At 59.7% G+C, this 20,931-nt stretch carries 22 protein-coding genes; 12 read left to right on the forward strand and 10 right to left on the reverse strand.

From position 1 onward, the window contains the following. Positions 1-74: 74 nt before the first annotated feature. Positions 75-1,052, forward strand: a complete 978-nt coding sequence (locus tag RY113_RS17220; RefSeq protein WP_315915624.1) for a zinc-binding dehydrogenase — start codon at positions 75-77, stop codon at positions 1,050-1,052. 92 nt (positions 1,053-1,144) lie between these two features. Next, positions 1,145-2,062, forward strand: coding sequence for a DUF6578 domain-containing protein (locus RY113_RS17225; RefSeq protein WP_315915625.1), 918 nt, complete (start codon positions 1,145-1,147; stop codon positions 2,060-2,062). A gap of 270 nt (positions 2,063-2,332) precedes the next feature. Here RY113_RS17225 and RY113_RS17230 read toward each other — a convergent pair whose 3' ends face one another. After that, complete coding sequence (locus tag RY113_RS17230) at positions 2,333-3,946, reverse strand: MutS-related protein (RefSeq protein ID WP_315915626.1); 1,614 nt, start codon at positions 3,944-3,946, stop codon at positions 2,333-2,335. Continuing rightward, positions 3,943-5,544 carry a MutS-related protein gene (locus RY113_RS17235; protein ID WP_315915642.1) on the reverse strand — a complete coding sequence of 534 codons (1,602 nt, stop codon included), beginning with the start codon at positions 5,542-5,544 and terminating at the stop codon, positions 3,943-3,945. The genes RY113_RS17230 and RY113_RS17235 overlap by 4 nt, the downstream gene beginning before the upstream one ends. A 115-nt stretch (positions 5,545-5,659) precedes the next feature. On the opposite strand from RY113_RS17235, the gene RY113_RS17240 reads away from it, so the two are divergent. Both RY113_RS17240 and RY113_RS17245 read left to right on the forward strand, forming a co-directional pair. Further along, on the forward strand, positions 5,660-7,096 hold the full coding sequence (locus tag RY113_RS17240; protein WP_315915627.1) for a fatty acid--CoA ligase family protein: 1,437 nt from the start codon (positions 5,660-5,662) through the stop codon (positions 7,094-7,096). Beyond that, complete coding sequence (locus RY113_RS17245) at positions 7,077-8,360, forward strand: thiolase family protein (RefSeq protein ID WP_315915628.1); 1,284 nt, start codon at positions 7,077-7,079, stop codon at positions 8,358-8,360. The genes RY113_RS17240 and RY113_RS17245 overlap by 20 nt, the downstream gene beginning before the upstream one ends. Before the next feature lie 55 nt (positions 8,361-8,415). Here the strand turns inward: RY113_RS17245 and RY113_RS17250 are convergent, their stop codons facing one another. The 3 genes from RY113_RS17250 to RY113_RS17260 form a co-directional block, all read right to left on the reverse strand. Continuing rightward, positions 8,416-9,165: an energy-coupling factor transporter transmembrane component T gene (locus tag RY113_RS17250; RefSeq protein WP_315915629.1), complete on the reverse strand. Its 750-nt coding sequence runs from the start codon at positions 9,163-9,165 to the stop codon at positions 8,416-8,418. Further along, entirely contained in the window at positions 9,165-9,806 is a 642-nt protein-coding gene (locus tag RY113_RS17255) for an ABC transporter ATP-binding protein (protein ID WP_315915630.1), read from the reverse strand. Before RY113_RS17255 ends, RY113_RS17250 begins: the two co-directional genes overlap by 1 nt. Positions 9,807-9,952: 146 nt before the next feature. After that, positions 9,953-10,591 carry a biotin transporter BioY gene (locus RY113_RS17260; RefSeq protein WP_110106195.1) on the reverse strand — a complete coding sequence of 213 codons (639 nt, stop codon included), beginning with the start codon at positions 10,589-10,591 and terminating at the stop codon, positions 9,953-9,955. A gap of 140 nt (positions 10,592-10,731) precedes the next feature. Between RY113_RS17260 and RY113_RS17265 the strand changes: the two genes are divergently transcribed. Then, entirely contained in the window at positions 10,732-12,330 is a 1,599-nt protein-coding gene (locus RY113_RS17265; RefSeq protein ID WP_315915631.1) for an ABC-F family ATP-binding cassette domain-containing protein, read from the forward strand. A 64-nt stretch (positions 12,331-12,394) separates the two neighbouring features. Here the strand turns inward: RY113_RS17265 and RY113_RS17270 are convergent, their stop codons facing one another. The 4 genes from RY113_RS17270 to RY113_RS17285 are packed head-to-tail and all read right to left on the reverse strand — an operon-like array spanning position 12,395 to position 14,608. Next, on the reverse strand, positions 12,395-12,898 hold the full coding sequence (locus RY113_RS17270; RefSeq protein WP_315915632.1) for a YbaK/EbsC family protein: 504 nt from the start codon (positions 12,896-12,898) through the stop codon (positions 12,395-12,397). A gap of 39 nt (positions 12,899-12,937) precedes the next feature. After that, entirely contained in the window at positions 12,938-13,831 is an 894-nt protein-coding gene (locus tag RY113_RS17275) for an SURF1 family protein (protein WP_315915633.1), read from the reverse strand. Positions 13,832-13,847: 16 nt separating this feature from the next. Further along, positions 13,848-14,105: a hypothetical protein gene (locus tag RY113_RS17280; RefSeq protein ID WP_373366682.1), complete on the reverse strand. Its 258-nt coding sequence runs from the start codon at positions 14,103-14,105 to the stop codon at positions 13,848-13,850. Then, positions 14,102-14,608 (reverse strand): DUF3099 domain-containing protein, encoded by a 507-nt coding sequence (locus tag RY113_RS17285; protein WP_315915634.1) that lies wholly within the window; start codon positions 14,606-14,608, stop codon positions 14,102-14,104. The genes RY113_RS17280 and RY113_RS17285 overlap by 4 nt, the downstream gene beginning before the upstream one ends. A 137-nt stretch (positions 14,609-14,745) precedes the next feature. On the opposite strand from RY113_RS17285, the gene RY113_RS17290 reads away from it, so the two are divergent. Together RY113_RS17290 and RY113_RS17295 are read left to right on the forward strand one after the other, a co-directional pair. Continuing rightward, positions 14,746-15,480: a beta-ketoacyl-ACP reductase gene (locus tag RY113_RS17290; RefSeq protein WP_110106200.1), complete on the forward strand. Its 735-nt coding sequence runs from the start codon at positions 14,746-14,748 to the stop codon at positions 15,478-15,480. A 244-nt stretch (positions 15,481-15,724) separates the two neighbouring features. Beyond that, entirely contained in the window at positions 15,725-16,465 is a 741-nt protein-coding gene (locus RY113_RS17295; protein WP_110106201.1) for an SDR family oxidoreductase, read from the forward strand. Between the two features lie 133 nt (positions 16,466-16,598). On the opposite strand, the gene serB is transcribed toward RY113_RS17295, so the two are convergent. Beyond that, the gene (serB, locus tag RY113_RS17300; RefSeq protein WP_315915635.1) at positions 16,599-17,513 is read right to left on the reverse strand and encodes a phosphoserine phosphatase SerB; all 915 of its coding nucleotides are present in this window, start codon (positions 17,511-17,513) and stop codon (positions 16,599-16,601) included. A 159-nt stretch (positions 17,514-17,672) separates the two neighbouring features. Here serB and RY113_RS17305 point away from each other — a divergent pair, with 159 nt between their 5' ends. The 5 genes from RY113_RS17305 to RY113_RS17325 all read left to right on the forward strand — a co-directional run bounded on the left by RY113_RS17305 (position 17,673) and on the right by RY113_RS17325 (position 20,910). Beyond that, complete coding sequence (locus tag RY113_RS17305; protein WP_315915636.1) at positions 17,673-18,458, forward strand: ABC transporter ATP-binding protein; 786 nt, start codon at positions 17,673-17,675, stop codon at positions 18,456-18,458. 18 nt (positions 18,459-18,476) lie between these two features. Continuing rightward, positions 18,477-19,256, forward strand: coding sequence for a sulfite exporter TauE/SafE family protein (locus RY113_RS17310; RefSeq protein WP_110106203.1), 780 nt, complete (start codon positions 18,477-18,479; stop codon positions 19,254-19,256). Beyond that, complete coding sequence (locus tag RY113_RS17315) at positions 19,253-20,062, forward strand: RNA methyltransferase (RefSeq protein WP_110106204.1); 810 nt, start codon at positions 19,253-19,255, stop codon at positions 20,060-20,062. The genes RY113_RS17310 and RY113_RS17315 overlap by 4 nt, the downstream gene beginning before the upstream one ends. A 36-nt stretch (positions 20,063-20,098) precedes the next feature. After that, positions 20,099-20,560: a peroxiredoxin gene (locus RY113_RS17320; RefSeq protein ID WP_110106205.1), complete on the forward strand. Its 462-nt coding sequence runs from the start codon at positions 20,099-20,101 to the stop codon at positions 20,558-20,560. A 95-nt stretch (positions 20,561-20,655) separates the two neighbouring features. After that, the gene (locus RY113_RS17325) at positions 20,656-20,910 is read left to right on the forward strand and encodes a type B 50S ribosomal protein L31 (protein ID WP_110106206.1); all 255 of its coding nucleotides are present in this window, start codon (positions 20,656-20,658) and stop codon (positions 20,908-20,910) included. Positions 20,911-20,931: the final 21 nt, after the last annotated feature.

A 20,931-nucleotide genomic window follows, 5' to 3' on the forward strand; every position in this document is an offset into this window, starting at 1 on the left:
CATCACCGTGGAGAGCAACCCATCAAAAATCACCGCTTCCTCGGGAGCAACACAGAATCACGATTGAGAGAATCATGCGCGCCCTAATGCACACTACGTTCGGCGATCCCTCGGAAGTCCTCACCGTTGAGAACGTCCCCGTCCCAGAACCCGGCGACGGCGAAGTCCGGGTCCGGCTGCTCCTATCACCTATCCATAACCACGATCTATGGACGATTCGCGGCACCTACGGGTTTAAGCCTGAACTTCCCGCGCGCGCCGGGTCCGAAGCCGTGGGTGTCATTGACTCCATCGGGGCTGGGGTCACGGAGCTGAAGGTTGGCCAACGCGTTGCCACCGGTGGCACCTTTGGGGTGTGGGCCGAGCAATTCATCGCACAGGCTGCGGCACTCATTCCTGTGGATGACAGTATTTCCGACGAGGTGGCTGCACAACTAGTGTCAATGCCCTTCAGCGCTATCAGCCTTCTAGACTCCTTAAAGCTGAACACGGGCGACTGGTTTGTGCAGAACGCCGCCAATGGAACCGTAGGGCGCCTCCTAGCGCAACTCGCCCAGGCCCGCGGGATCAACGTTATTGGTCTTGTCCGGCGCAGTGCTGGCATTGCCGAGCTTGCCGCACAGGGAATCAACAACATCGTTGCCACAGACACTGACCAATGGCCCGCGCAAGTGCGGGCCATCGCAGGCGATGCACACCTTGGAGTTGGTATTGATTCCGTTGGTGGACGTGCCAGCGGGGAAGTCCTCTCGCTCCTGGCAGAGAACGCCACGTTGGTTGTGTTCGGCGCCATGGCCTCTCCCATCATGGAGATCGGCTCCGGAGATGTCATTTTCAAACAGGCAACTGTTCGCGGATTCTGGGGAAGCAAGGTCAGCACGTCCATGCCTGCCCCACAGCGCGGTGCGCTGTTAGGTGAACTGGTCGGGTACATCAGCAGTGGCGTGCTGACACTTCCCGTGGAAGCGAGCTACTCCTTCGACGAGGCCAAAACTGCAGCCAAGGCAAACTTCACACCTGGCCGCACCGGCAAAGTCATGCTGCACCCCTAACACTATGAAGCTTTGGTCTGCATGAGCTCGAAGTTTTTCTGCGGTGAGGTGTTGCTCTGTGGCGCAGCACTGGTGCCCGCTAGGGTGGGTTTATGCAGATTGAAGTGATCATCACCGGGTGGGAGCAAGGCTGTTGTGGGGCCCCTTTTCAGGTAGGTTCTCCCATGACATGGAAGCTCCAGGCCGAGGATCCAGCACAGAAGCACGCGGATGCTCTTCCTCGGTTCCAGGAGGAGCATCATGAACAGACCCCAGAAGACGTACCTCAGTGGGATGTAACAGGTGTGGTTGTTGCCATCACGGGCATCAACTATCCAAGCCTGCCCATCACGGGGGAGCCACGGTCTTTCACCCCGGCCACCGAGCATCCACAAGACTGTGCCATTTCTTCTGTAGGCGAGCCTGCTGAGCCTGATTTTGAGCAGTACAGCGTGGTCTTTGAGGTGGCTGAGGATGCCGAACTGCCTCCCTATGCCCCGGAGGAAACACTGCGGCAGATTGAGTTCGAGGCCATAGCTGAGGAACTCAACCACGCACGCATGCATGACGGAGTTGGTGTGGTGCTGGAAGCTCTCGCCGATCATGCCCAGAACAGCTACGGCACAGTTGCCCGCATAACTCGCGAAGCCAATAGGTCAGCGGTTACCGCGGAGCCTCACAACACGGAGGCCACGGCCATTCGCTGGGCGCGCAGCAGCGCGAACGACGACGGGATACTGGTTACCGTTGGCGATGGAACCTGGCTGCTACCGGCCACGGCCGCTGATGCCGATTCTGTGGGAGAGTTCCTTCTTGCTGCTGCGCAAGGACGGGTGGCAGAACACGTCAGGCTTGGCGAGGGCAAGGCCCAATATCTCGCAACAGAGTTTCAGGGAACAGATGGGCATCTTTGGTCAGTGAAAACAGAGTTCGAACCCTTCGATTCTGGAAATGGAGTCTTTGCCTTTGTTGGCACGCTCTGGGAACGCGTGCAACGAGGGGAACACCGCTACCAGAAGTGGGAGCGCTGACACACTTCCTCTCAAAAATTCTCGGCTCCTGGCAAATAGGGAATGGGGCAACTCCGGTGGACTGGCGAGCCATGCCGTCAACGAATAAAAGGCAGCTCGCCGGGCCGCCTTCAGCGAGGCCGAGCGGTTGTGGCAAGAAGGCACCGCCGCCCGCGCCGGCTTCGACCCCAAGTTCGGTGGCTGGGCCGTGCTCATCTTCGCTGGAGGGATCCGGAAGCGGCCTGAGGAATAAAGCGGTTCTGCCGAGACTTTCAGCATCCCACCAAAGAGTCAGTCGTTGGGTTGGTCCGTTCGCCTTCCAGCACCATCTCCATCTCCAGTTTCGCCCTCTGTATCGGCAAAGGTGCGCTGGTAGAGGTCCTTGCCGTAGCTGGTGGGTAGCGGTGCTGCGGGGATGAGCCGGAAGGGTCGTTGCCCGTCCGTGCCGCGTTCGGCACGGAGGAATACGGTGGTGTCCGTATGCTCCTGGTGGTAGCGGTGGGCAAGGGTGTAGAGGTGGGTGACAAACACCATCTTGATATCGATGTCCCTCATGGCGTGAATAAAACCGTCCGCAATCTCGGAAGCTTCCCTCTCATTAGTGGCGGCGAATGACTCGTTGCACAGAAGCATGGCGCCAGGAGCCATCGCCGGGACGAGGGAGCTCATCCGTGCCAACTCTTCGTCGAATTTCCCACTTGTCATGGTGGCGTCCTCCTCACGCTTGTAGTGCGTGAACACACCAGTGGTGACTGTGGCAGAAAATGATTCAGCGGGGGCAGCCATGCCCGCTTGCATCATGATTTGTGCCAGACCAAGGCTGCGCAGCAACGTTGATTTCCCGCCCTGGTTGGCGCCTGTAATGATCAGCAGCGGTTTGTTTTCTGCTCTGAGCTCGTTGCCTTGCACCCGCCCGCGCACACGCAGCGAGAGGCACGGATCGAATAAGGCTTGCGCGCTCCAAACGTTACGTCCCAGCGGGTGGGGATCGGGTAGGCATTCCGGTTCGCCTTTGGCCGAGAGTTGCTCGTGGAGGTTTAGGGATCCCAGGTAGAAGCCGAGTTCGTTGCGTAGGGAGGTGAAGAAGTTGAGGATATGGTCTGTGGATTGTCCTAGTGCGTTCGCAGCAAGATTCACTCCGCGGTCCCGAAGCCGGCCCAGTGCTTCTCCTCCGGCTTCATCACGTGGTGCCACGGTGTAGCTGTAGGTGGGCTTGCCAAGCATAGAGTGCCGTAACCGGAAGCGGCGGTTGTCTGGCTGCGGGGATCGCAGAACGTACTCTATGCCTTGACCGCCTGTGCCAAGGCTGGCACTCATCAGAACACCGTCGTTGAATCGAAGGTAGCGCAGGTGCTGGCGCATCTCATCGAAGTAGTCCTCGTCCAACTCACGGCGGACAGTTTCGAAGAATCGGGTAAACCCTTCAGAGTTAAACAGGTTGGCATTCTCTTCGGTGAGTGTCCGCAACCGGCTGAGCAAGGGAAGGAATGTTTCGGCTCTGGTGATCGAGGTATGAAGCAGGGAGGAGCTGTTGTGCGTCATGAAGAAATTGTTGTGGAATATTTTCCGCTCCTCCACGATGGCCTGCACCGCCAGTTTGTAAAACTCGCGGACTAGCTCAGGCTGTGCCAGCACATCAGTAAGTATCGCTTGGCGGTAGCGGATCGCCTCCACATTGCTCAGGCCGGTGAGCATGGCGGAACGGGCCGCAACATAGATCACTGGGTCATCAAGTGCCATCGCATGCCAGAGGGTCTCCAGTTCGAGATCGGAAATCAGGTCTTGCTGACCGAGGGGTGGCTCATCCACGCGGCCTTGGCGGCGGGCATAAGGCCTTTCCAAGGATTCCAAAAGGTCAGCGTCTATCTGAAAGTCTTGGTCCTTGAACATCAGCAGGGCCTTCATGATGACCCTGCCTCGGTGCCACGGTTGGCTGTTATTCTCTCGTAGGTCAACCCGTATTTATCCGCAATGGCATGGGCGTAGGCTCGCCCGTTTGCTTTGATGCGGATAACTTTGTGTGTGCGGATGGCCGGGTCATGGGGATCTACTTGGCTGACCATGCTGACAGTCTTGTGGTTCAGGGTGGAGAGTTCGTCAAGGAAAGTGACGCACACTCCCAGCGCGTCCAGCTCGGTAACCCGCTGCAGGATTTTGCTACTCAGATAGACGGCATCGGCCACCGTGGTGGAGTTGAACACCTCATTCAGTACCATCAGGCTTGCCGGCGTAGCCAAGGCCAGATCGGCGTGCAGCCGGTTCAGTTCATCCTGTAGCTTGCCTGCCAGGGTGGCGAGATCCTCTTCCTTTTCGAAATGGGTGAAGATCTGATCACACAAGAACAGACGCACCTCCCTCCCCGGAACAGGGCAGCCAATCCGCGCCAAATGATGCAACTGGCCAATGGTTCGGGCCAAGGTGGTTTTGCCACCGTTATTGGGACCGGAGATGACCAGAATGCGTTCAGGCCCACTGAGAGTGATGTCGCTGGCGACCACCGTATTACCCTGGCCGATCATTTGGGCGGCTAACGCAAGATCGAAGGTATCCAGAACCTGCTCGGCCTTGTTTATGAGTGAAACACGGGGGTAGCTGAAGTTGAGCCCGGCCTTGCGCAGCGGGCGAATGTATTTCAGGTAGCTTAGGTAGAACTGGAATTCGCGGTCGGCAAGGGCCACAGTCTCATCCATGTAGTCATGGTGCTGCTGGCAGAAGGTATCAAGTGCGGCGAACAATTCTGGATACAGCTTGGCAACCATGCCCAAGATATTCAGGTTGGCGAAGTCTTCTTCCTTCCAGTCCGGGCGTGTGTCGCGGTAATCGCTCTGTGCTCCCTGCTGGAAACGCTCGAATGTTCCAGTGACCTGATCGCTGTAATTTGCCTGGTCTTCGAAGCGGCCCACTGTGACCTTGTCACCCTTCACTAAGATTGCGTACTCCACGGAATCCAGTGCTTCCTTTAGTTTCCGTGATTCCGAGAGCATCAAGGTAAAAGCCGCCGAGGCCAGATACTTTTGGAGGTGGTCGGACAGCCCGAGCAGGCCCAAAGAGCCCACGCCTACCGTTTGCAGGCCCTCCGAGAAGGTCATTACACTCTGGCAGTACTTTTCAACGGCGTTGAGGAACCACAGCGCCCGGTGGTAGTGAGAGTAATCCTGATGCTCCGTCGCCATCTCTTGGGTGCGGTATGTGAAGTCCGCCACCAGTGTCTGGGACTCGAACGCTGACACCAGCTCGCGTACCTCGCGGCGCTCCAAATCCTCAAACACACCCTGCCGGTAGCGCACCGCATCAACGTCCCGCAACGGACGGTAGAAGAAAGGTCCCAGCCTGTACCGGTCTTTGCCGGTCACAGCTGCCACCACCTGATCCAGGTTCAGATCGGAGAAATACCCGGGCTGCGTACCCTGATCCACACCTAGCGGCACCCGTCCAGTGAAAAGGATGCTGTGCGCATGATGACCCAAGGCTGAGGAGCGAGGAACTTCGCCACTAACAACCATCACGCCACCGCCTACATATCGAAAGAGCAGGGCCGATCAACTCTGTGCCCATGATAGGCACAGTCCAGCGGCATAAAGGAGAGCTGAGTGAATTTTCGCCCTAGGATAATAGGAAATGCCTTTCAAAGACCAGCTCAAGCAGTGGGCCACGCAACGGCCAGACCACCCGGCAGTGATTGCCGGGGCGCAATCCATGAGCTATTCCCAGTTGCTGGCCAGCCTCCAGAGCCAACCACAGCCAGGACGGCAGGGGATTTCTGTCATCAATGAGCCCACCGGTGCAGAGCTGGTGGTGCAGTTTTGCGCCGCTGTCTTTCAGGGGCGCACCGCTATGGTGCTCGACGCCGGATGGCCGCAAACGCACCAGCACCAGCTCCGTGAGCTGGCACTGACCTGGGCCGGGCACATCGGCTCCGGTGAGCGACCTTTCCTGCTAGGCCTATCCTCGGGGACCAGTAACATCCCCAAGGGTTTCCTCCGCAACGCGGCATCCTGGCGGGAATCATTTGAAGAAAGCTCCCGGTACTTTTGTCTCTCAGATTCAACGCGCACCTTGGCTCCGGGGCCGCTGTCTGCAAGCATGAACCTCTATGCGCTGGGCGAGTCTCTGTTCACCGGCGGAACCCTTGTTGTCCTCCCACAGTTCAGCGCCGATGCTGCCATAGAAGCCATCACGGACCACGCGGTCAACCGGCTCGTGCTGGTGCCAGCAGTGCTGGACATCATAGTGCGGCGCGCACTAGCAACCGGTGCGGACGGGGGAATGCTCCAACACATTCTCTGTGCCGGTTCGGCACTCTCTCCAGAAGTCATAGAGCTGGCACGGACGTGGGCTCCCAACGCTAGAATCCAGCAGTACTACGGCGCCGCCGAGCTCGGTTTTGTCACCGCTTCTCCACTGCAAGCTCTCGAAGCCACACAGCCTCCCGGCACTTCAAGCACTGACGGCGGTGCCGTAACTAGCGGTGGGGTGGGCCTGCCCTTTCCTGGGGTTCAGCTGAGCATCCGCGGCGAGGACGGTGGGGAAGTTCCGGCCGGGAAGGAGGGACTGGTCAGTGTCAAGAGCCCCTATATCGCCCAAGGCTACGCCTGGGGTGATGACGGGCTCGCCTTCCGTGCATTGGGAGACAACGGCTGGCACACGGTGCACGACCGTGGCAGCATCGACCCGGAGGGTTTCCTCCACCTAGCCGGGCGGGCCAGCGATATGATCATCACCGCCGGCAACAACGTTTATCCGCATGCGGTGGAACAGGCCTTGCGCAGCGGGGTTGATTCAGGGGCGCAAATTCTCGTGGTGGGCATTCCGGACACCGTCCGGGGGCAAAGGGTGGTGGCCGCTTTTTATCCAGCGAGGCAAGCACAGGGCCATGCCAGCGCTGGGATTCTCCCGTCTCTGCGTGCGGCTGCCGCTTCATTACCGGCAAGCCACCGCCCCTTGCATTTCTATGAGCTGGGTGAGTTACCGCTGACAGGCAGCGCCAAGATCAGTAGGGTGCGCTTGGCCCAATGGATTGTAGAAGGAGACCCCCGTGCCAGACGCCGGACATGATGGAATACACAATGATCCACGGAGAACTCCTGTGGTGCTGCTGGCTAGGCGGTTGCCTAACGCCAAGGCCGGGGGAGCCTATAAGAATCACAGGGCACATGATCTCGCCGCAGCGGTGATCAGCCACCTCGTGATGGAATCCGGGATCAACCCGCTGGCCATCAACGATGTCATCTTGGGCAATGCCACCGGTGGTGGAGGAAACGTTGCGCGGCTGGCAGCCCTGACTGCCGGGCTGGCCGAGAGTGTGCCGGGGTTGAGCGTTGACCGGCAGTGCGGATCCGGTTTGGAAGCGATCATTTTGGCCTGCCGTCTGATCCAAGCCGGAGCGGGTGAGCTGTATCTTGCCGGCGGCGTGGAAAGTATCAGTACCGCTCCCGCCAGGGCGCATAGGAACGCAGAGGGCGCCTTGGAGTTCTATGACCGCGCCCAATTCGCCCCGCTGGCAACAGGGGATCCGGATGCCGGTGTGGCTGCGGAAAATGTGGCCCGCCACTATGGCATCACCCGTGCACGGCAAGACGCCTACGCCATGGAAAGTCACACACGAGCACTCGCTGCCCAGCGCAACGCCGCCTTCGCCAGCGAACTTGTGCCCTTCGCGGACCTTGCTGCGGATCAAGGCATCCGTGGCAACCTCAACGCGAGGCTCATGGCACGCTTCCCACCGGCTTTTGTTGCGGGCGGAAGCGTCACAGCCGGTAACTCGTGCCCGTTCAGTGATGGGGCTGCAGTGGCTGTTGTCACCTCGCTGGAGCATGCCAGGACACTCGTGGCAGCGGGAGATACAGATACTGGTGCCAGTGTGGGGTTGGCGTTTCGGGCAAGTGCCGTTGCCGGCAATGATCCGAATCTATTGGGAGTGGGTGCGGCCCGCGCCATGGAGCTTCTTCTTGCCAGTACTGGTCTGGGGATCGAACAGGTGCGCCATTCCCGCGTGGAGTTCAACGAGGCCTTTGCCGCCCAAGTACTTGCCGTGGCGGACCTGCTGGATCTGGACCCGGTGCTGTTCAACCACGACGGCGGTGCGTTGGCTTTGGGGCATCCGTACGGCGCCTCCGGGGCTGTCCTTGTAACGCGGCTGCTCGCTCAAGTGCAGGCAACGTCCCAACAAACCCCGGAGGCCAGGTCCCAGCCTGCGCTGCAGACCGGGTCCCAGGCTGGGGCGGCCGCCGGTCAGGACGCCTTCGCGATGCTCAGCATGGCAGGGGGGATGGGGCTGGCTGCCCACTTCCAAACTGTGGATTTGCGTCCACAACGCTAGGGCTACGGCTGCAACACTGGGTTTGCGCTCATCACGCCCGCTTGCGCCAGTAGCGCTAGGGGAGGGATTCGCCGTCGTGCTTGAGTGTGTTGGGCTTGCCTGTGTTGGGCTTGAGGGAGTTGTGCTCGCTGGCGGGGAGCCCAGGGGTGTGGGGTGCAACGTCAAAGGGTTCGGGATCGCCGAGGCCGCGGGCCGCCAGGGCTTCTCCGGTGGCCCGTGCGTAGGCCACGGTGGCAATCACCACGGGCAGTGAACGGGCCAGTAAGTTGCGCTCCAGGCCGCGGGCCCGGGCTGCGTCGCGCACGTCGGCAAAGGCACCAATGACAAACGGTATGCTGCGCAGCATCAGGGCCACCGTGAGGGAAAAGCGTTCGGGATCGGCGCCAAAACGCTGCAAGGGCTGGACCAGTGCCGAGAGCCCGTCAAGAAGTTCGTCCACGGGCGTGGTGGCGGTGAGAATGTTGGAGGCCAGGACGGTGGCCACAATGGCCGCAACAACCTGCCACGCCACCACAGGCCCGTGTTGCCACCACTGATATCCGCCAATGAGTACCAGGAACACCAGCATCATCCGGATGGCACGCCACAGTCGTTGCCAGGACAAACCCGCCACAAAGTGCGCGGCCGTGACAGCCACCAGCGTTGCCGTGGTAATCCACGCACCCACCAGGGTTGAGATCATCGGCGAGGCCAAGCACAGTACCGCCACCGCCAAGAGCAGAACAGCTTTGGCGGCGAGGGGCATGCGGTGGATCACGGAGGAGCCACGGACGTACCCGGCCACCATGAAGGCGTGCCCGCGCACTAGCTTGCCATCTCGCGGTACGCCGCAATGGCTTCCTGGGGTGCGCCGTCGAACGCCACCTGGCCTGCCTCGATGACCAGGACTCGTTCAAAGGTGGCGGCCAGGACAAGATCATGCGTTGACATGATGATCTGTTGGTCCAGGGTGCTCAGGCGTTGCATAAGGAGCTGGGTATTACGCAGATCCAGCAGAGTGGAGGGCTCGTCCAGGACTAGGATGCTGGGGTCAACGGCCAGCACCGTGGCCAGCGCCGTCAGTTGGCGTTCGCCACCAGAGAGTTCGTAAATACTGCTCTGTGCAAGATGGTCAAGACCGTAGCTGGCCAGGATGTCCAGGGCCTTCTCCTGCCGCTGTTTTTTGCTCAGTTTTTGCCGGCGCAAGGAGAGCTCAAGGTCCTCCTGTGGGGTAGGCATGACCAGCTGTGACAAGGGGTCAGTGAAGACGAAGCCAACACTGCGCCGAACAGCAGACGCTTCGCTGCGTGTATTGCGCCCCTGGACATGAACTGTTCCCGAGGATGGCAGAACAAGGCCGTTGAGCAAGCGGAGCAGGGTTGATTTCCCAGAGCCGTTGGCGCCAATAATGGCAATGCGTTTTTCGGTGAGCTCCAAGGTCAGCGGCGCCAGTATCTGTTTTGCCACTTGGGTGCGAGGATCATCCGGGGCAAGGGTCAGCCCAGCGTCAGCTAAGACTATGCCTTGGCTTGGGGCGCCGCCTTGGCTTGGGGCGCCGCCTTGGCTTGGGGCGCCGCCTCTGCTTGAAACACTGCCAGAGTTTGAGGAGGCGCTCACCGTTGGCGGCGGACCAGGAGGTCGGGGAAGGCTCTGTGCAGGCTCAGCGCAATCACCACGGCGAGAACATTTTTTAGGACATCTCCGGGAAGATAAATCAGATCCGCTGCAATGGCGGCCGGGACGCTCATGCCCTTGAAAACAAAGCCCGCAATGCCACTGATGTGAATAACTACGGTGCCGGCCATGGCCGCCATAAACAGTGCGGCGGGGCGCCACCGGCTACGCACAGCCCAGGTGGCGAGCAGGCCAATCACGGCAGCCCCGAAGATGAATCCCACAATGTAGCCGGCTGAGGGGCTGGCCAAGACGGCCGGGCCGGCACGGAAACCGCTGAAGATGGGCAGACCTATCAAGCCCAGCAGCACGTACAGGCCTACGGCTGCTGTGCCGCGGCCTAAGCCAAGCACCAATCCGCACAGGGCCACCACCAGGGTTTGCAAGGTAATGGCCACGCCCAAAGGGCCCACATTGATGCCGGGGACGGCGATGGAGGCTGCCATGAGGGCGGCAAAGACGGCGATGAGCGAGAGATCCATGGCACCCCAGCGCCGCCGTGGGAGGGCAATGGGGAGGATATCTTCGTCCTTTGCTGGTGCTTTTGCTGGTGTGACTTTGCGTGATGTTTGATGCATTCTGCGTGCTTTCTTCGTGGAGGGATTCTCGTAGTGCCTGAACGTCGTTAGACTAAGGAGGTTGTCCAACGCCATGGCAAGCAAATTATGCTCGCGGGTGGCGTGTTCGGCACCTACCCATTCTTTGAAAGGTTACTACGTTGATTACGGTCCAAGACCTTGAGTTACGCGCAGGAGCGCGGTTGCTCATGGGCGAAGTGTCATTCCGCATCGACAAAGGTGACAAGGTTGGGCTGGTGGGGCGCAATGGCGCCGGCAAAACCACGTTGACCCGTGTCCTGGCCGGGGAAGGTCTTCCGGCCGGTGGCAAGGTCACCCGTTCCGGTGAAATTGGTTACCTGCCGCAGGATCCGCGTACCCCTGACATGGAGCAGCTGGCACGGGATAGAATTCTCTCCGCCCGTGACTTGGACAAGGTCATTACGAAGCTGCGTAAAGCTGAAGCTGACATGGCCAGCGATGACACCAGCATTCGTGACAAGGCCATGCGCCGCTATGACCGTCTGGAGGTGGAGTTCCTCGCCGGTGGCGGTTACGCTGCCGAAGCCGAGGCTGCTGCGATCTCCTCAAACCTGGCCCTGCCCGAACGTATCTTGAACCAGCCGTTGAAGACACTCTCCGGTGGTCAGCGCCGTCGTGTGGAATTGGCTAGGATCCTGTTCTCCGGCGCCCAGACCATGCTCCTGGATGAGCCCACCAACCACTTGGATGCCGACTCGATCGCCTGGTTGCGTGACTTCCTCAAGAGCCACCAGGGCGGGCTGATTGTGATCAGTCACGACACCGAACTGCTAGAAGCCACCGTCAACAAGGTCTATCATCTTGACGCCAACCGTGCCACGATCGACCAGTACAACCTTGGCTGGAAGAAGTACCTTGCCCAGCGTGAAACGGATGAGCGGGCCCGACGCCGGGAGCGCGCTAACGCTGAAAAGAAGGCTGGCGTCCTCATGGAGCAGGCCAACAAGATGCGCGCCAAGGCTACCAAGGCTGTGGCCGCACAGAATATGGCTAAGCGGGCCGAGCGGCTGCTAGCGGGGCTAGAAGACGTGCGAGCTCAGGACAAGGTGGCGGCGCTGCGCTTCCCCGATCCTTCACCCTGTGGCAAGACCCCGCTGATGGCTGAGGGTCTGAGCAAGTCATACGGCTCACTGGAAATTTTCACGGATGTCAGCCTCGCCATCGACAGAGGATCCAAAGTGGTCATTCTGGGTCTCAACGGTGCCGGAAAGACAACACTGCTGCGCATGCTGGCAGGTGTGGCCAAGCCGGATACGGGTGAAATTATTGCCGGTCATGGCTTGAAAGTTGGCTACTACGCGCAGGAGCACGACACCCTGGACGTGACACGGACTGTTCTGGAAAACATGCGCTCTGCCGCCGGTGACATGAACGATGCCGAGGTGCGTGGCATCCTTGGCTCATTCCTGTTCTCCGGTGATGACGTCAACAAGCCTGCAGGTGTGCTCTCCGGTGGCGAGAAGACCCGCCTAGCGTTGGCTACCATCGTGGCATCCAGCGCCAACGTGCTGCTGCTCGATGAGCCCACGAACAACTTGGACCCGGCCAGCCGCGCCGAAATTCTTGGCGCACTGAAGAACTACACGGGTGCAGTGGTACTTGTCAGTCACGATGAAGGCGCTGTCGCAGCTCTTGATCCCGAGCGTGTGGTGCTCCTGCCCGATGGTGATGAAGACCTCTGGAACCAGGACTACCTGGACCTCATCACGCTGGCATAATTTCCGCCGTACTAGTTCCCACCGCGCAGCGTTCCGGCTGTGCAGAAACTGCCGTGTGCTTGGTTTAGCGCACGGCAGTTTCTTTTGCCCCTGTGATTCTCAGAAGCTGGTCATAGCTGAGCGAGAGCATGGCCTGATGGCTGCCGGCCCCAGCCCAAAGCACGGGGTACTGCCGTAGTTCGGTGTCGAGGAGGCAGCGCAGTTGCTGCGGGTGCCCGAGAGGCGCAACACCGCCCACCGGCTGGCCTGCGTGCTCGAGCACAAAGTCCGGGCCCGCACGGTTGATCTTGGAGAGCCCGTTTTCACGGGCCACCTTTTTCGTGTCAACCTTGGCAGCACCGCTGGCCATGATCAGCAGGGGTGCCCCGCCACATTCAAAGATGAGGCTATTGGCGATGGCGCCCACCTCGCAACCTAGGACTGCTGCAGCGGTGGCTGCAGTGGCGACGGAATCCGGCACGAGCAAGACAGTGTCGCGGAGCCCAGCCTCTGTCAGGGCGCGGCGGACATTTTCCACCACAGGATCGGACAGTTCGGCAGCGGCATCGCTTTGCAGGAACACATTCACGCTTCTTAGCCTAGGCCGGAACCGGGGTTGGTCAAGGTGCTAGAAGCCCTGGGCATCCAGGAGTGCGTCTTCGGCTTCCTCAGCGCTGGGCTTGGCACCGGGTTTGCGCACCTTGACGTGGCGTCGCGGGTGGAACGCTGAACCGCGGCCGTAAAGCTCCTCAACGGGCACACCGGATTCTGCGGCTTCCAACGCATCGAAGTCATCGTTACGGCGTTGCATGCGCGCCGCGTAGCCGAAGCCGATAAAGGCCAGGATGCCGAAAGCTATCCACTGCAAGGCGTAGCTTAGGTGTGAGCCTTCGTCGATGGACGGGGCAGGGAAGGCGACGGGGTTAATCGCGGCTGCGGGGGATTCACTCGCAAGCTGGCCGTAGGAACCAGTCTTGATGGGATACCCCACCTGCCCGGCATACTCCTTGAGGTCAATCGATGCCAACTGCCCTTCCGGGGCGCCACGGTCCAGTTTGGGCTCGGCAGGTTTGAGCCGGGCAATGACCTCAACAACTCCCGGTTTCGGTTGCGGAACAGTGTCCGGATGGCCGGCCTCGTTGTTACCAATGGGCAACCAGCCACGGTCCACGATGACCGTATCGCCATTCTCGAGTGTCAACGGCACCAACACTTCATAACCCGGAGCGCCATTCAGGGGGCGGTTGCGCACTATCCGCTGGTCCGAGTTCTGGTAAGTCCCCTTCAACCGGACCTGAGTCCACTCCTTGGCAGGATCCAGCTGATCAAAATTAGCGGCAATATTGGCATAGTCCACCACTGCACCCGCATAATTTTGCTGAATCTTGTGAATGTTCTCAACCACAGCGTTGCGTCGATTCATCTGCCAGTTACCAAGAGCCACACAGGCGATGGCAAAGACCACCGCCATGGCGAAGTAGCCCAACCACCTACTGGTCAACAGAAACTTGTACGTCTTCATGAACTAGGTGGAATCCTTAGGGCTCAAGGGCAGTGGGGGAGAGGGGCAGTGTTTCTTTCCACAGCAAGCGGCTCTGGAGATAATCCTCTAGCCAAGCCGTGTGATCGGCGCAGGCCAACCAGATCTTACGGCGCTCCTCTGTGTGTATCTTGGGATTGTTCCAGAGCAACTGCGTGGTAGCAGAGGCGCGGCAGCCCTTGCGGGAACAAATCGGTGTTTGCACCACAGGCGATTCAGGCTGTTCTTCCCCGCCCAGCATGTCAAAGATATTCAAGGTCCCTGGCCTCCCATTTCATCGGACGTGGTTTCATCCGGCGTGGCCTCGACGGGGACTGTTGCGTCCGGCTCAGTTACGTCAGTGTCCGCGTCGTCGGGGACGATCTCACCCTGGAGGATGCCTTCAGAGGAGGAGTCGGTGCCGTCCGTGGTGAACTCTGCGTCCGTCACGGCATAGAGGGGAGCCTCATCGAGCAGTTCCACAGTTTCCTGGTGGACGGTGTCCGCTCCACCATTGGCGAGCATGACAGCAACCCAGGGCAGCACCACGGCGCCAACAATGGGGACGATCTTGAACCAGCCGTCAAAAACGAAAATAAGAACCAGGCAGACCATACGGATGCCCATGGTCAATGAGTACTGAATCATTCTGTGACGCATGTCTTCGCTATGGGCGATGGCTGCGTTCGTAATGGCTTGAACAGGGGTGCTGGGTTCGCCGCGGCGGGACTTGCTGCGCCGGCGTGCACCGAATTTCGGTGTAGCTGATTGTTCTTTCATCACACTCCAAGGGACCTCTTTATTCTCTCACTGCCGCCGTGCACAACCAAAAGCTCGAGTGGGTACCGCCGCGGCTTTCACGTAGGATTCCTTAACTAGGGTGAAACTTCCACATCATTTACTTTCAGGAGGAATATATGAGTGCATCGGTAGGCGCGCAAAAGCAGGCTCGCAGTGTTTTGGTCACGGGTGGCAACAGGGGAATTGGTCTGGCCATCGCGAAGGCATTTCTGGCCAATGGCGACAAGGTGGCTGTGACCTTCCGTAGCGCTTCGGAACTACCCGAGGGCATCCTGGGTGTCCAGGCGGATGTTACTGACGCTGCGTCGATCGACGCTGCATTCACGGAAGTAGAAGCCGCCCATGGTCCCGTTGAGGTGCTCGTTGCCAATGCTGGCATCACGAAGGACACGCTCTTGATGCGCATGAGTGAAGATGATTTCACCTCTGTGGTGGACACGAACCTGACCGGTGCGTTCCGTGTGATCAAGCGTGCCTCCAAGGGCATGATCCGGATGCGCAAGGGCCGTGTGGTGTTGATTTCATCCGTGGTAGGGCTTTACGGCTCTCCTGGCCAGATCAACTACGCCGCGTCCAAGGCCGGCCTGGTGGGCATTGCCCGCTCACTGACCCGGGAGCTAGGTTCACGCGGGATCACGGCTAACGTGGTGGCCCCCGGTTTCATCAGCACCGATATGACGGCGGCGCTGCCCGAAGAAACCCAAAAGCAGTACCTATCCACCATCCCTGCAGGCCGCTTCGCCTCGGCCGAGGAAGTGGCCGATGTGGTCCGCTGGATTTCCAGCGACGAGGCGGCCTACATCTCCGGGGCAGTCATCCCTGTTGACGGCGGATTGGGCATGGGCCACTAAAGCCCGACGGCGCGTGCCCGACCCGGCTGAACAGGCACAGCCTGCTCAACGTGATGGGCTGCTTGAGCGGCACGGTCTGCTCAGCAGTACGGGCTGCTTGAGCCGCACACTGTTCGCACATGCTTGGCACGTACTCGGTAGTACGTTAGGGCAACGCTAAGATTCGACAAGAGTAAGCCTGCGCGGGAGCGAAAGACAGCAGCCGGCGCAAGGCAGAGAAACATGAGAAAAAAGGAAAACTTGCATGGGAAAGCTCGATGGAAAGACAGCCATTGTCACCGGATCTTCACGGGGCGTAGGCGCTGATGTAGCCAAGTTCCTGGCTGCTGAGGGTGCAGCCGTTGTGGTCAACTACCGCCAGAAAGCGCCGCGCGCCAACAAGGTAGTTGCCCAGATTGTGGAGGCAGGGGGACGGGCCGTGGCCGTTGGCGCTGACCTCACCACCCAGGAAGGGGTGCAGGCTCTTGTCAGTGCGGCCTTGGAGAACTTCGGTTCACTGGATCTGGTGGTCTTGAACGCCTCAGGCGGCATGGAAGCCGGTATGGCGGAAAACTACGCTCTGCAGCTCAACCGCGACGCGCAGGTCAACCTGCTCAACGCGGCCATGCCGGTACTTCCCGCCGGATCTCGCGTGGTATTTGTCACAAGCCACCAGGCGCACTTCATTGAAACTGTCCCCACCATGGCCGAATATGAGCCGGTGGCCAAGAGCAAGCGTGCCGGAGAAGACGCCTTGCGTGCCTTCATTCCTAACTTGGCTGCGGAAGACATCTCTTTGGTAGTTGTCTCGGGGGACATGATTGAAGGCACCGTGACAGCAACTTTGCTGGACCGTGCCAACCCGGGTGCCATCGAAGCACGACGCGCGGAAGCCGGCAGGCTGTACACAGTTGCCGAATTTGCGGCTGAGATCGCTGCCATGGCCACGGCCGATGTCCCCTCGGGTCACACGGAATACGTGGGCGGCGCAGACTACTTCAAGTAGCAGCGGAGCCTATTTCAGGCTCGAGAACAAAAAACAGCAGCGGTCCTCCGGCGAAAACCGGGGGGCCGCTGCTGTTGTGGCGCCGGAACTATGTTGGGCCGGAACCGTCTGCTTGATGAACTATTGCTTGGTTTTAGATGTTGGCCAGGACCAGTGCAACATCTAGGTTGGCGATGTTGATTTGGGCATCGGCCGCGGCGCGCACGGCGGGCTTGGCGTTAAAAGCCACGCCCAGAGCGGCTGCTGCCATCATGTCCAGGTCATTGGCGCCGTCGCCAATGGCCATGGTGGCCTGTCCGGGGATGGTCGCTTCTGCACTCCACGCCCGGAGTTGAACGGCCTTGGCTGCTCGGTCCACCACGGCCCCGCTGACCTTCCCGGTCAAGTATCCGTCAACAATTTCCAGATCGTTGGCCAGGGCGTGATCCAAGCCCAAGCTTTCGGCCAGAGGTGTCAAAATTTGGGAGAAGCCCCCGGATACTGCACACACCACATGCCCTGCAGCCTTCGCCTCGGTCACCAGCCGTTGCGCACCGACTGAGAGTTTGATCTTTTGGCCCACATCGGCCAGAACGCTTTCGGGCAGTCCGGCGAGAGTGGCAACCCGGTGGTGCAGGCTCTGCTCAAAGTCCAGCTCTCCCCGCATGGCAGCTTCCGTGACACGGGTAACCTCCGCCTCCGTCCCGGCATGGGCTGCTAGCAGCTCAATGACTTCCTGCTGAATCAGAGTCGAATCTACGTCCATGATGATGAACTTGCGTTTCGCCGCCCGCAGCGAATCAGGCACGATGGCGGTGCTGATGCCTTCCTGTGAGGCTTCCGCGAGAGCTGCGCGCAGACGGGCAATACGTGCCGCTCCTTGGGCCTCAGTGGTGCCACTGGGTTCGAGTGCGCCCAGCTCAAAAATGGCAGCTTCGAATCCGGAATGGCTTTCCATGCGTTCCACGGCAACGGTGTAGCCGTGCTCGGCCAGGATTGTTTTGACCGAGGCCAGAGTCTTGGGGGAGAGCGTTTGGCCATAGCTGACAGCAGTAAATGTGGAGGGCATGAGAAGTATTCTAGCCAATCAAGAGCTGGCCCCAAACGTCCAGGGTTCGAATCCTGTGCCAGATGCCTGCCAACAGTTGGAATCAGCGTTGTCATGAAGGGCTCGGCAGCGTTGGTCCGGTTAGCGTTGGCCGCCTTCCGTGCCCTAGGCTCACTAGTTATGAATGAAGTTTTGGGTTTGGCCGGTGTCAGCGTAGTCCGCGGCACCAAAACACTGTTGGACAACATTGATTGGCGGGTTGCTGAGGGCGAACGCTGGGTGGTGCTGGGACCGAACGGTGCCGGGAAGAGCACCCTCATGCAAATTGCTGGTGCCCGTATGCACCCCACCCGGGGTGTGGCTGGCATCCTCGACGAAGTGCTGGGCGCAGTTGACGTCTTTGAACTGCGTCCCCGCATTGGTGTGGCCTCTGCCGCACTGGCGCACCAGATTCCGGAGCATGAGAAGGTCCTCAACGTGGTGGTCACCGCCTCCTACGGTGTGACCGGACGCTGGCGGGAGGATTACGAGCGCGACGACGAACGCCGTGCCTTCAATCTCTTGGATCAGTGGGGTGTCTCCACCTTCTTCAACCGTCCGTTCGCGTCCCTCAGTGATGGTGAGCGCAAGCGTGTCCAGATTGCACGAGCCCTGATGAGCGATCCCGAACTGTTGCTCCTGGATGAGCCAGGTGCCGGCCTTGACCTTGCCGGACGTGAAAGCCTAGTGAAACGGCTCAGCGAACTGGCCGCGGACCCCCTGGCCCCGAGCACGGTTCTGGTCACCCACCACCTAGAAGAAATTCCTCCGGGCTTCACGCACGCGCTGCTGCTGCGTGAGGGCGCCGTAGTGGCCCAAGGCCCGTTGGCCGAAGTACTCACGGAAGAACACCTCAGCGCCACGTTTGGCCTGCCACTGTCTGTAACAAGTAACGCGGGTCGCTACACGGCGACTGCTCGCAACTAACCGGCGTAGTACCAAACGGTGAATACGCTCGATTCCTTCTTGATCCTGCTGGGCGGGTTATGGGCCGGAACCATCAACACAGTTGTTGGTTCCGGCACGCTCGTCACCTTCCCAATCCTGATTGCGCTGGGGATTGCCCCCGTCATGGCTGTTGTCAGCAACGCTATGGGCCTGATCGCTGGGGGAATCTCCGGAACGTGGGGGTACCGTCACGAGTTGCTAGGCATGGGGCGCAACCTTGCCCGCCTCATGCCCGCCTCGCTGCTGGGTGGAATCACCGGCGCCTACCTGCTGCTGCACCTTCCTGAAACGGTGTTCTCCGTGGTGGCGCCGCTGTTGATTGTGCTGGCACTGCTTTTGGTTATTTTCCAGCCTCGCTTACAGGCGGTCATCAAGGCGCGCCGCGAGTCAAACCCCTCAGCCCGTTCCCATGATCTAGCCATGATGATCCTGGTCTATTTGGCTGGCGTCTACGGCGGCTACTTTGTGGCGGCGCAGGGTGTGCTGCTCGTGGGAATCTTGGGGATTTTCATGTCCGGAACCCTGCAAAACGCCAACGCCGTCAAGAACGTGCTCTCACTGACGGTCAACGTTGTGGCGGCAATCTCCTACCTGCTGTTTGCGCCGGAGAAAATCATCTGGGTGGTGGTCGGTTTAATCGCCGTCAGTTCACTGATTGGCGGGTTCATCGGCGCAAAGATCGGGCGCAAGTTGCCGCCGCTGGTACTGCGCTCCGTCATTGTTACGCTGGGCCTGGTGGCACTTTACTTCATGATTGCGAAACTCCTAGCCCTATGATCATCCATCTCGAAACCGCCAACGACCCCCGTGTGAGTGACTACGTTTCCCTCACGGACGTCCAATTGCGCAAGGTCAAGGAGCCTGCCGAGGGCCTGTATATTGCCGAAAGCCCTAAGGTGGTGCGCCGCGCTCTCGCTGCCGGACACCAGGCTCGCTCCTTTTTCCTCGCGGAGAAAAGGATGCCCGAGGTACTTGACGTCCTTGAAGCGCACCCTGACGTCCCCGCGTTTGTGGGCACCGGGGCCATGCTGGAGGAAATCACAGGCATCAACCTCCACCGCGGAGCCATGGCCGCCATGCACCGTCCCGCACCCGTGGAGATCGGCTCCTTACTGGCAGGGGCGCGCCGGGTAGCCGTCCTTGAAGACATCAGCGATCACACCAATATTGGGGCAATCTTCCGCTCCGCCGCCGCCCTGGGTGTGGATGCGGTGCTCATCAGCCCGCGTTGCGCAGACCCTCTATACCGGCGCAGCATTCGCGTGAGCATGGGTGCCGTTTTTCAAATCCCATGGGCCCGCCTGCCAGAGGGGCCAGGCGCCCTGGACGTGCTGCATGAGGCCGGATTTACGACGGCGGCACTGGCCTTGGAGCCGGATTCGCTGTCCATCCATGAACTCGCGGCGCGCAACGAAGCAAAATTGGCTCTCATTCTCGGCAGCGAAGGGTATGGGCTCAGTCCTGAAACCCTGGCATCCGTCAACCATGCAGTCATGATCCCCATGTATGCAGGAGTGGACTCACTGAATGTGGCTGCCGCTAGCGCCGTTGCCTTTTTCGCCACGGACCCGCGCCGGCAATAAGCGCCCCCAGAAGCCATGCGCGGGTAGTGTTGAACCATGAAGATAGCCGAGCAAGTACCCGACTTCGAACTCTCCGACCAGCACGGTCAAGTTCGTAGCCTTACTGAACTCACCGCAGAAGGTCCCTTGGTAATTTTCTTTTACCCCCTGGCCAGCAGCGGCGGCTGCACCAAGGAAGCCTGCCATTTCAGGGACCTGCAGCAGGAATTTGCAACAGCAGGTGCCTCACTGGTGGGTATCAGTACCGACTCAGTGGCCAAACAGCTCGATTTTGCGAACAAGAACCACTTTGACTACCCACTTCTGAGCGACCGGGACGGCGCGGTGGCGGATGTGTTTGGTGTCCGCAGGCGTTTGCTGGCGAAGGCGCTTCCCACTAAAAGGGCCACGTTTATTGTTGATTCGAACCGAATCTTGCGTTTTCAGATTTCCAGTGAAACCAACATGGACGTGCACGCGAACAGCGCACTTGAGGCTTTGTCACAGCGGGCTTGGTGAAATGGGATTGAGACGGTAAAGTTTCTAGCTGGTCCTCGTGACCATAACATTCATCCGTCTGGCAAAATCCAGGCAATAACATTCTGAGGTTCATTGTGAAGCAGAACACCCACCCGAAGTATGAAGCCATCGTATTCAACGACCTGGCTTCCGGTACCAAGTTCCTGACGCGTTCCACCGCGACGTCCAAGAAGACCATCGAATGGGAAGATGGCAACACCTACCCCGTCATCGACGTTGAAATCTCTTCCGAGTCGCACCCGTTCTACACGGGCAAGCAGCGCATCATGGACAGCGCCGGCCGTGTTGAGCGCTTCAACGCTCGCTTCGCAGGCTTCGGCAAGAAGTAATACTTCTTACCAACAGTTTTT

The organism is Arthrobacter sp. lap29, from assembly GCF_032458965.1.
Lineage (GTDB): Bacteria > Actinomycetota > Actinomycetes > Actinomycetales > Micrococcaceae > Specibacter > Specibacter psychrochitiniphilus.

Coding starts and splice junctions, on each gene's coding strand:
- RY113_RS17220 (WP_315915624.1), top strand. CDS start 75: ATGCGCGCCCTAATGCACACTACGTTCGGCGATCCCTCGGAAGTCCTC.
- RY113_RS17225 (WP_315915625.1), top strand. CDS start 1,145: ATGCAGATTGAAGTGATCATCACCGGGTGGGAGCAAGGCTGTTGTGGG.
- RY113_RS17230 (WP_315915626.1), bottom strand. CDS start 3,946: ATGAAGGCCCTGCTGATGTTCAAGGACCAAGACTTTCAGATAGACGCT.
- RY113_RS17235 (WP_315915642.1), bottom strand. CDS start 5,544: ATGGTTGTTAGTGGCGAAGTTCCTCGCTCCTCAGCCTTGGGTCATCAT.
- RY113_RS17240 (WP_315915627.1), top strand. CDS start 5,660: ATGCCTTTCAAAGACCAGCTCAAGCAGTGGGCCACGCAACGGCCAGAC.
- RY113_RS17260 (WP_110106195.1), bottom strand. CDS start 10,591: ATGCATCAAACATCACGCAAAGTCACACCAGCAAAAGCACCAGCAAAG.
- RY113_RS17275 (WP_315915633.1), bottom strand. CDS start 13,831: ATGAAGACGTACAAGTTTCTGTTGACCAGTAGGTGGTTGGGCTACTTC.
- RY113_RS17285 (WP_315915634.1), bottom strand. CDS start 14,608: ATGAAAGAACAATCAGCTACACCGAAATTCGGTGCACGCCGGCGCAGC.
- RY113_RS17290 (WP_110106200.1), top strand. CDS start 14,746: ATGAGTGCATCGGTAGGCGCGCAAAAGCAGGCTCGCAGTGTTTTGGTC.
- RY113_RS17295 (WP_110106201.1), top strand. CDS start 15,725: ATGGGAAAGCTCGATGGAAAGACAGCCATTGTCACCGGATCTTCACGG.
- serB (WP_315915635.1), bottom strand. CDS start 17,513: ATGCCCTCCACATTTACTGCTGTCAGCTATGGCCAAACGCTCTCCCCC.
- RY113_RS17305 (WP_315915636.1), top strand. CDS start 17,673: ATGAATGAAGTTTTGGGTTTGGCCGGTGTCAGCGTAGTCCGCGGCACC.
- RY113_RS17315 (WP_110106204.1), top strand. CDS start 19,253: ATGATCATCCATCTCGAAACCGCCAACGACCCCCGTGTGAGTGACTAC.
- RY113_RS17320 (WP_110106205.1), top strand. CDS start 20,099: ATGAAGATAGCCGAGCAAGTACCCGACTTCGAACTCTCCGACCAGCAC.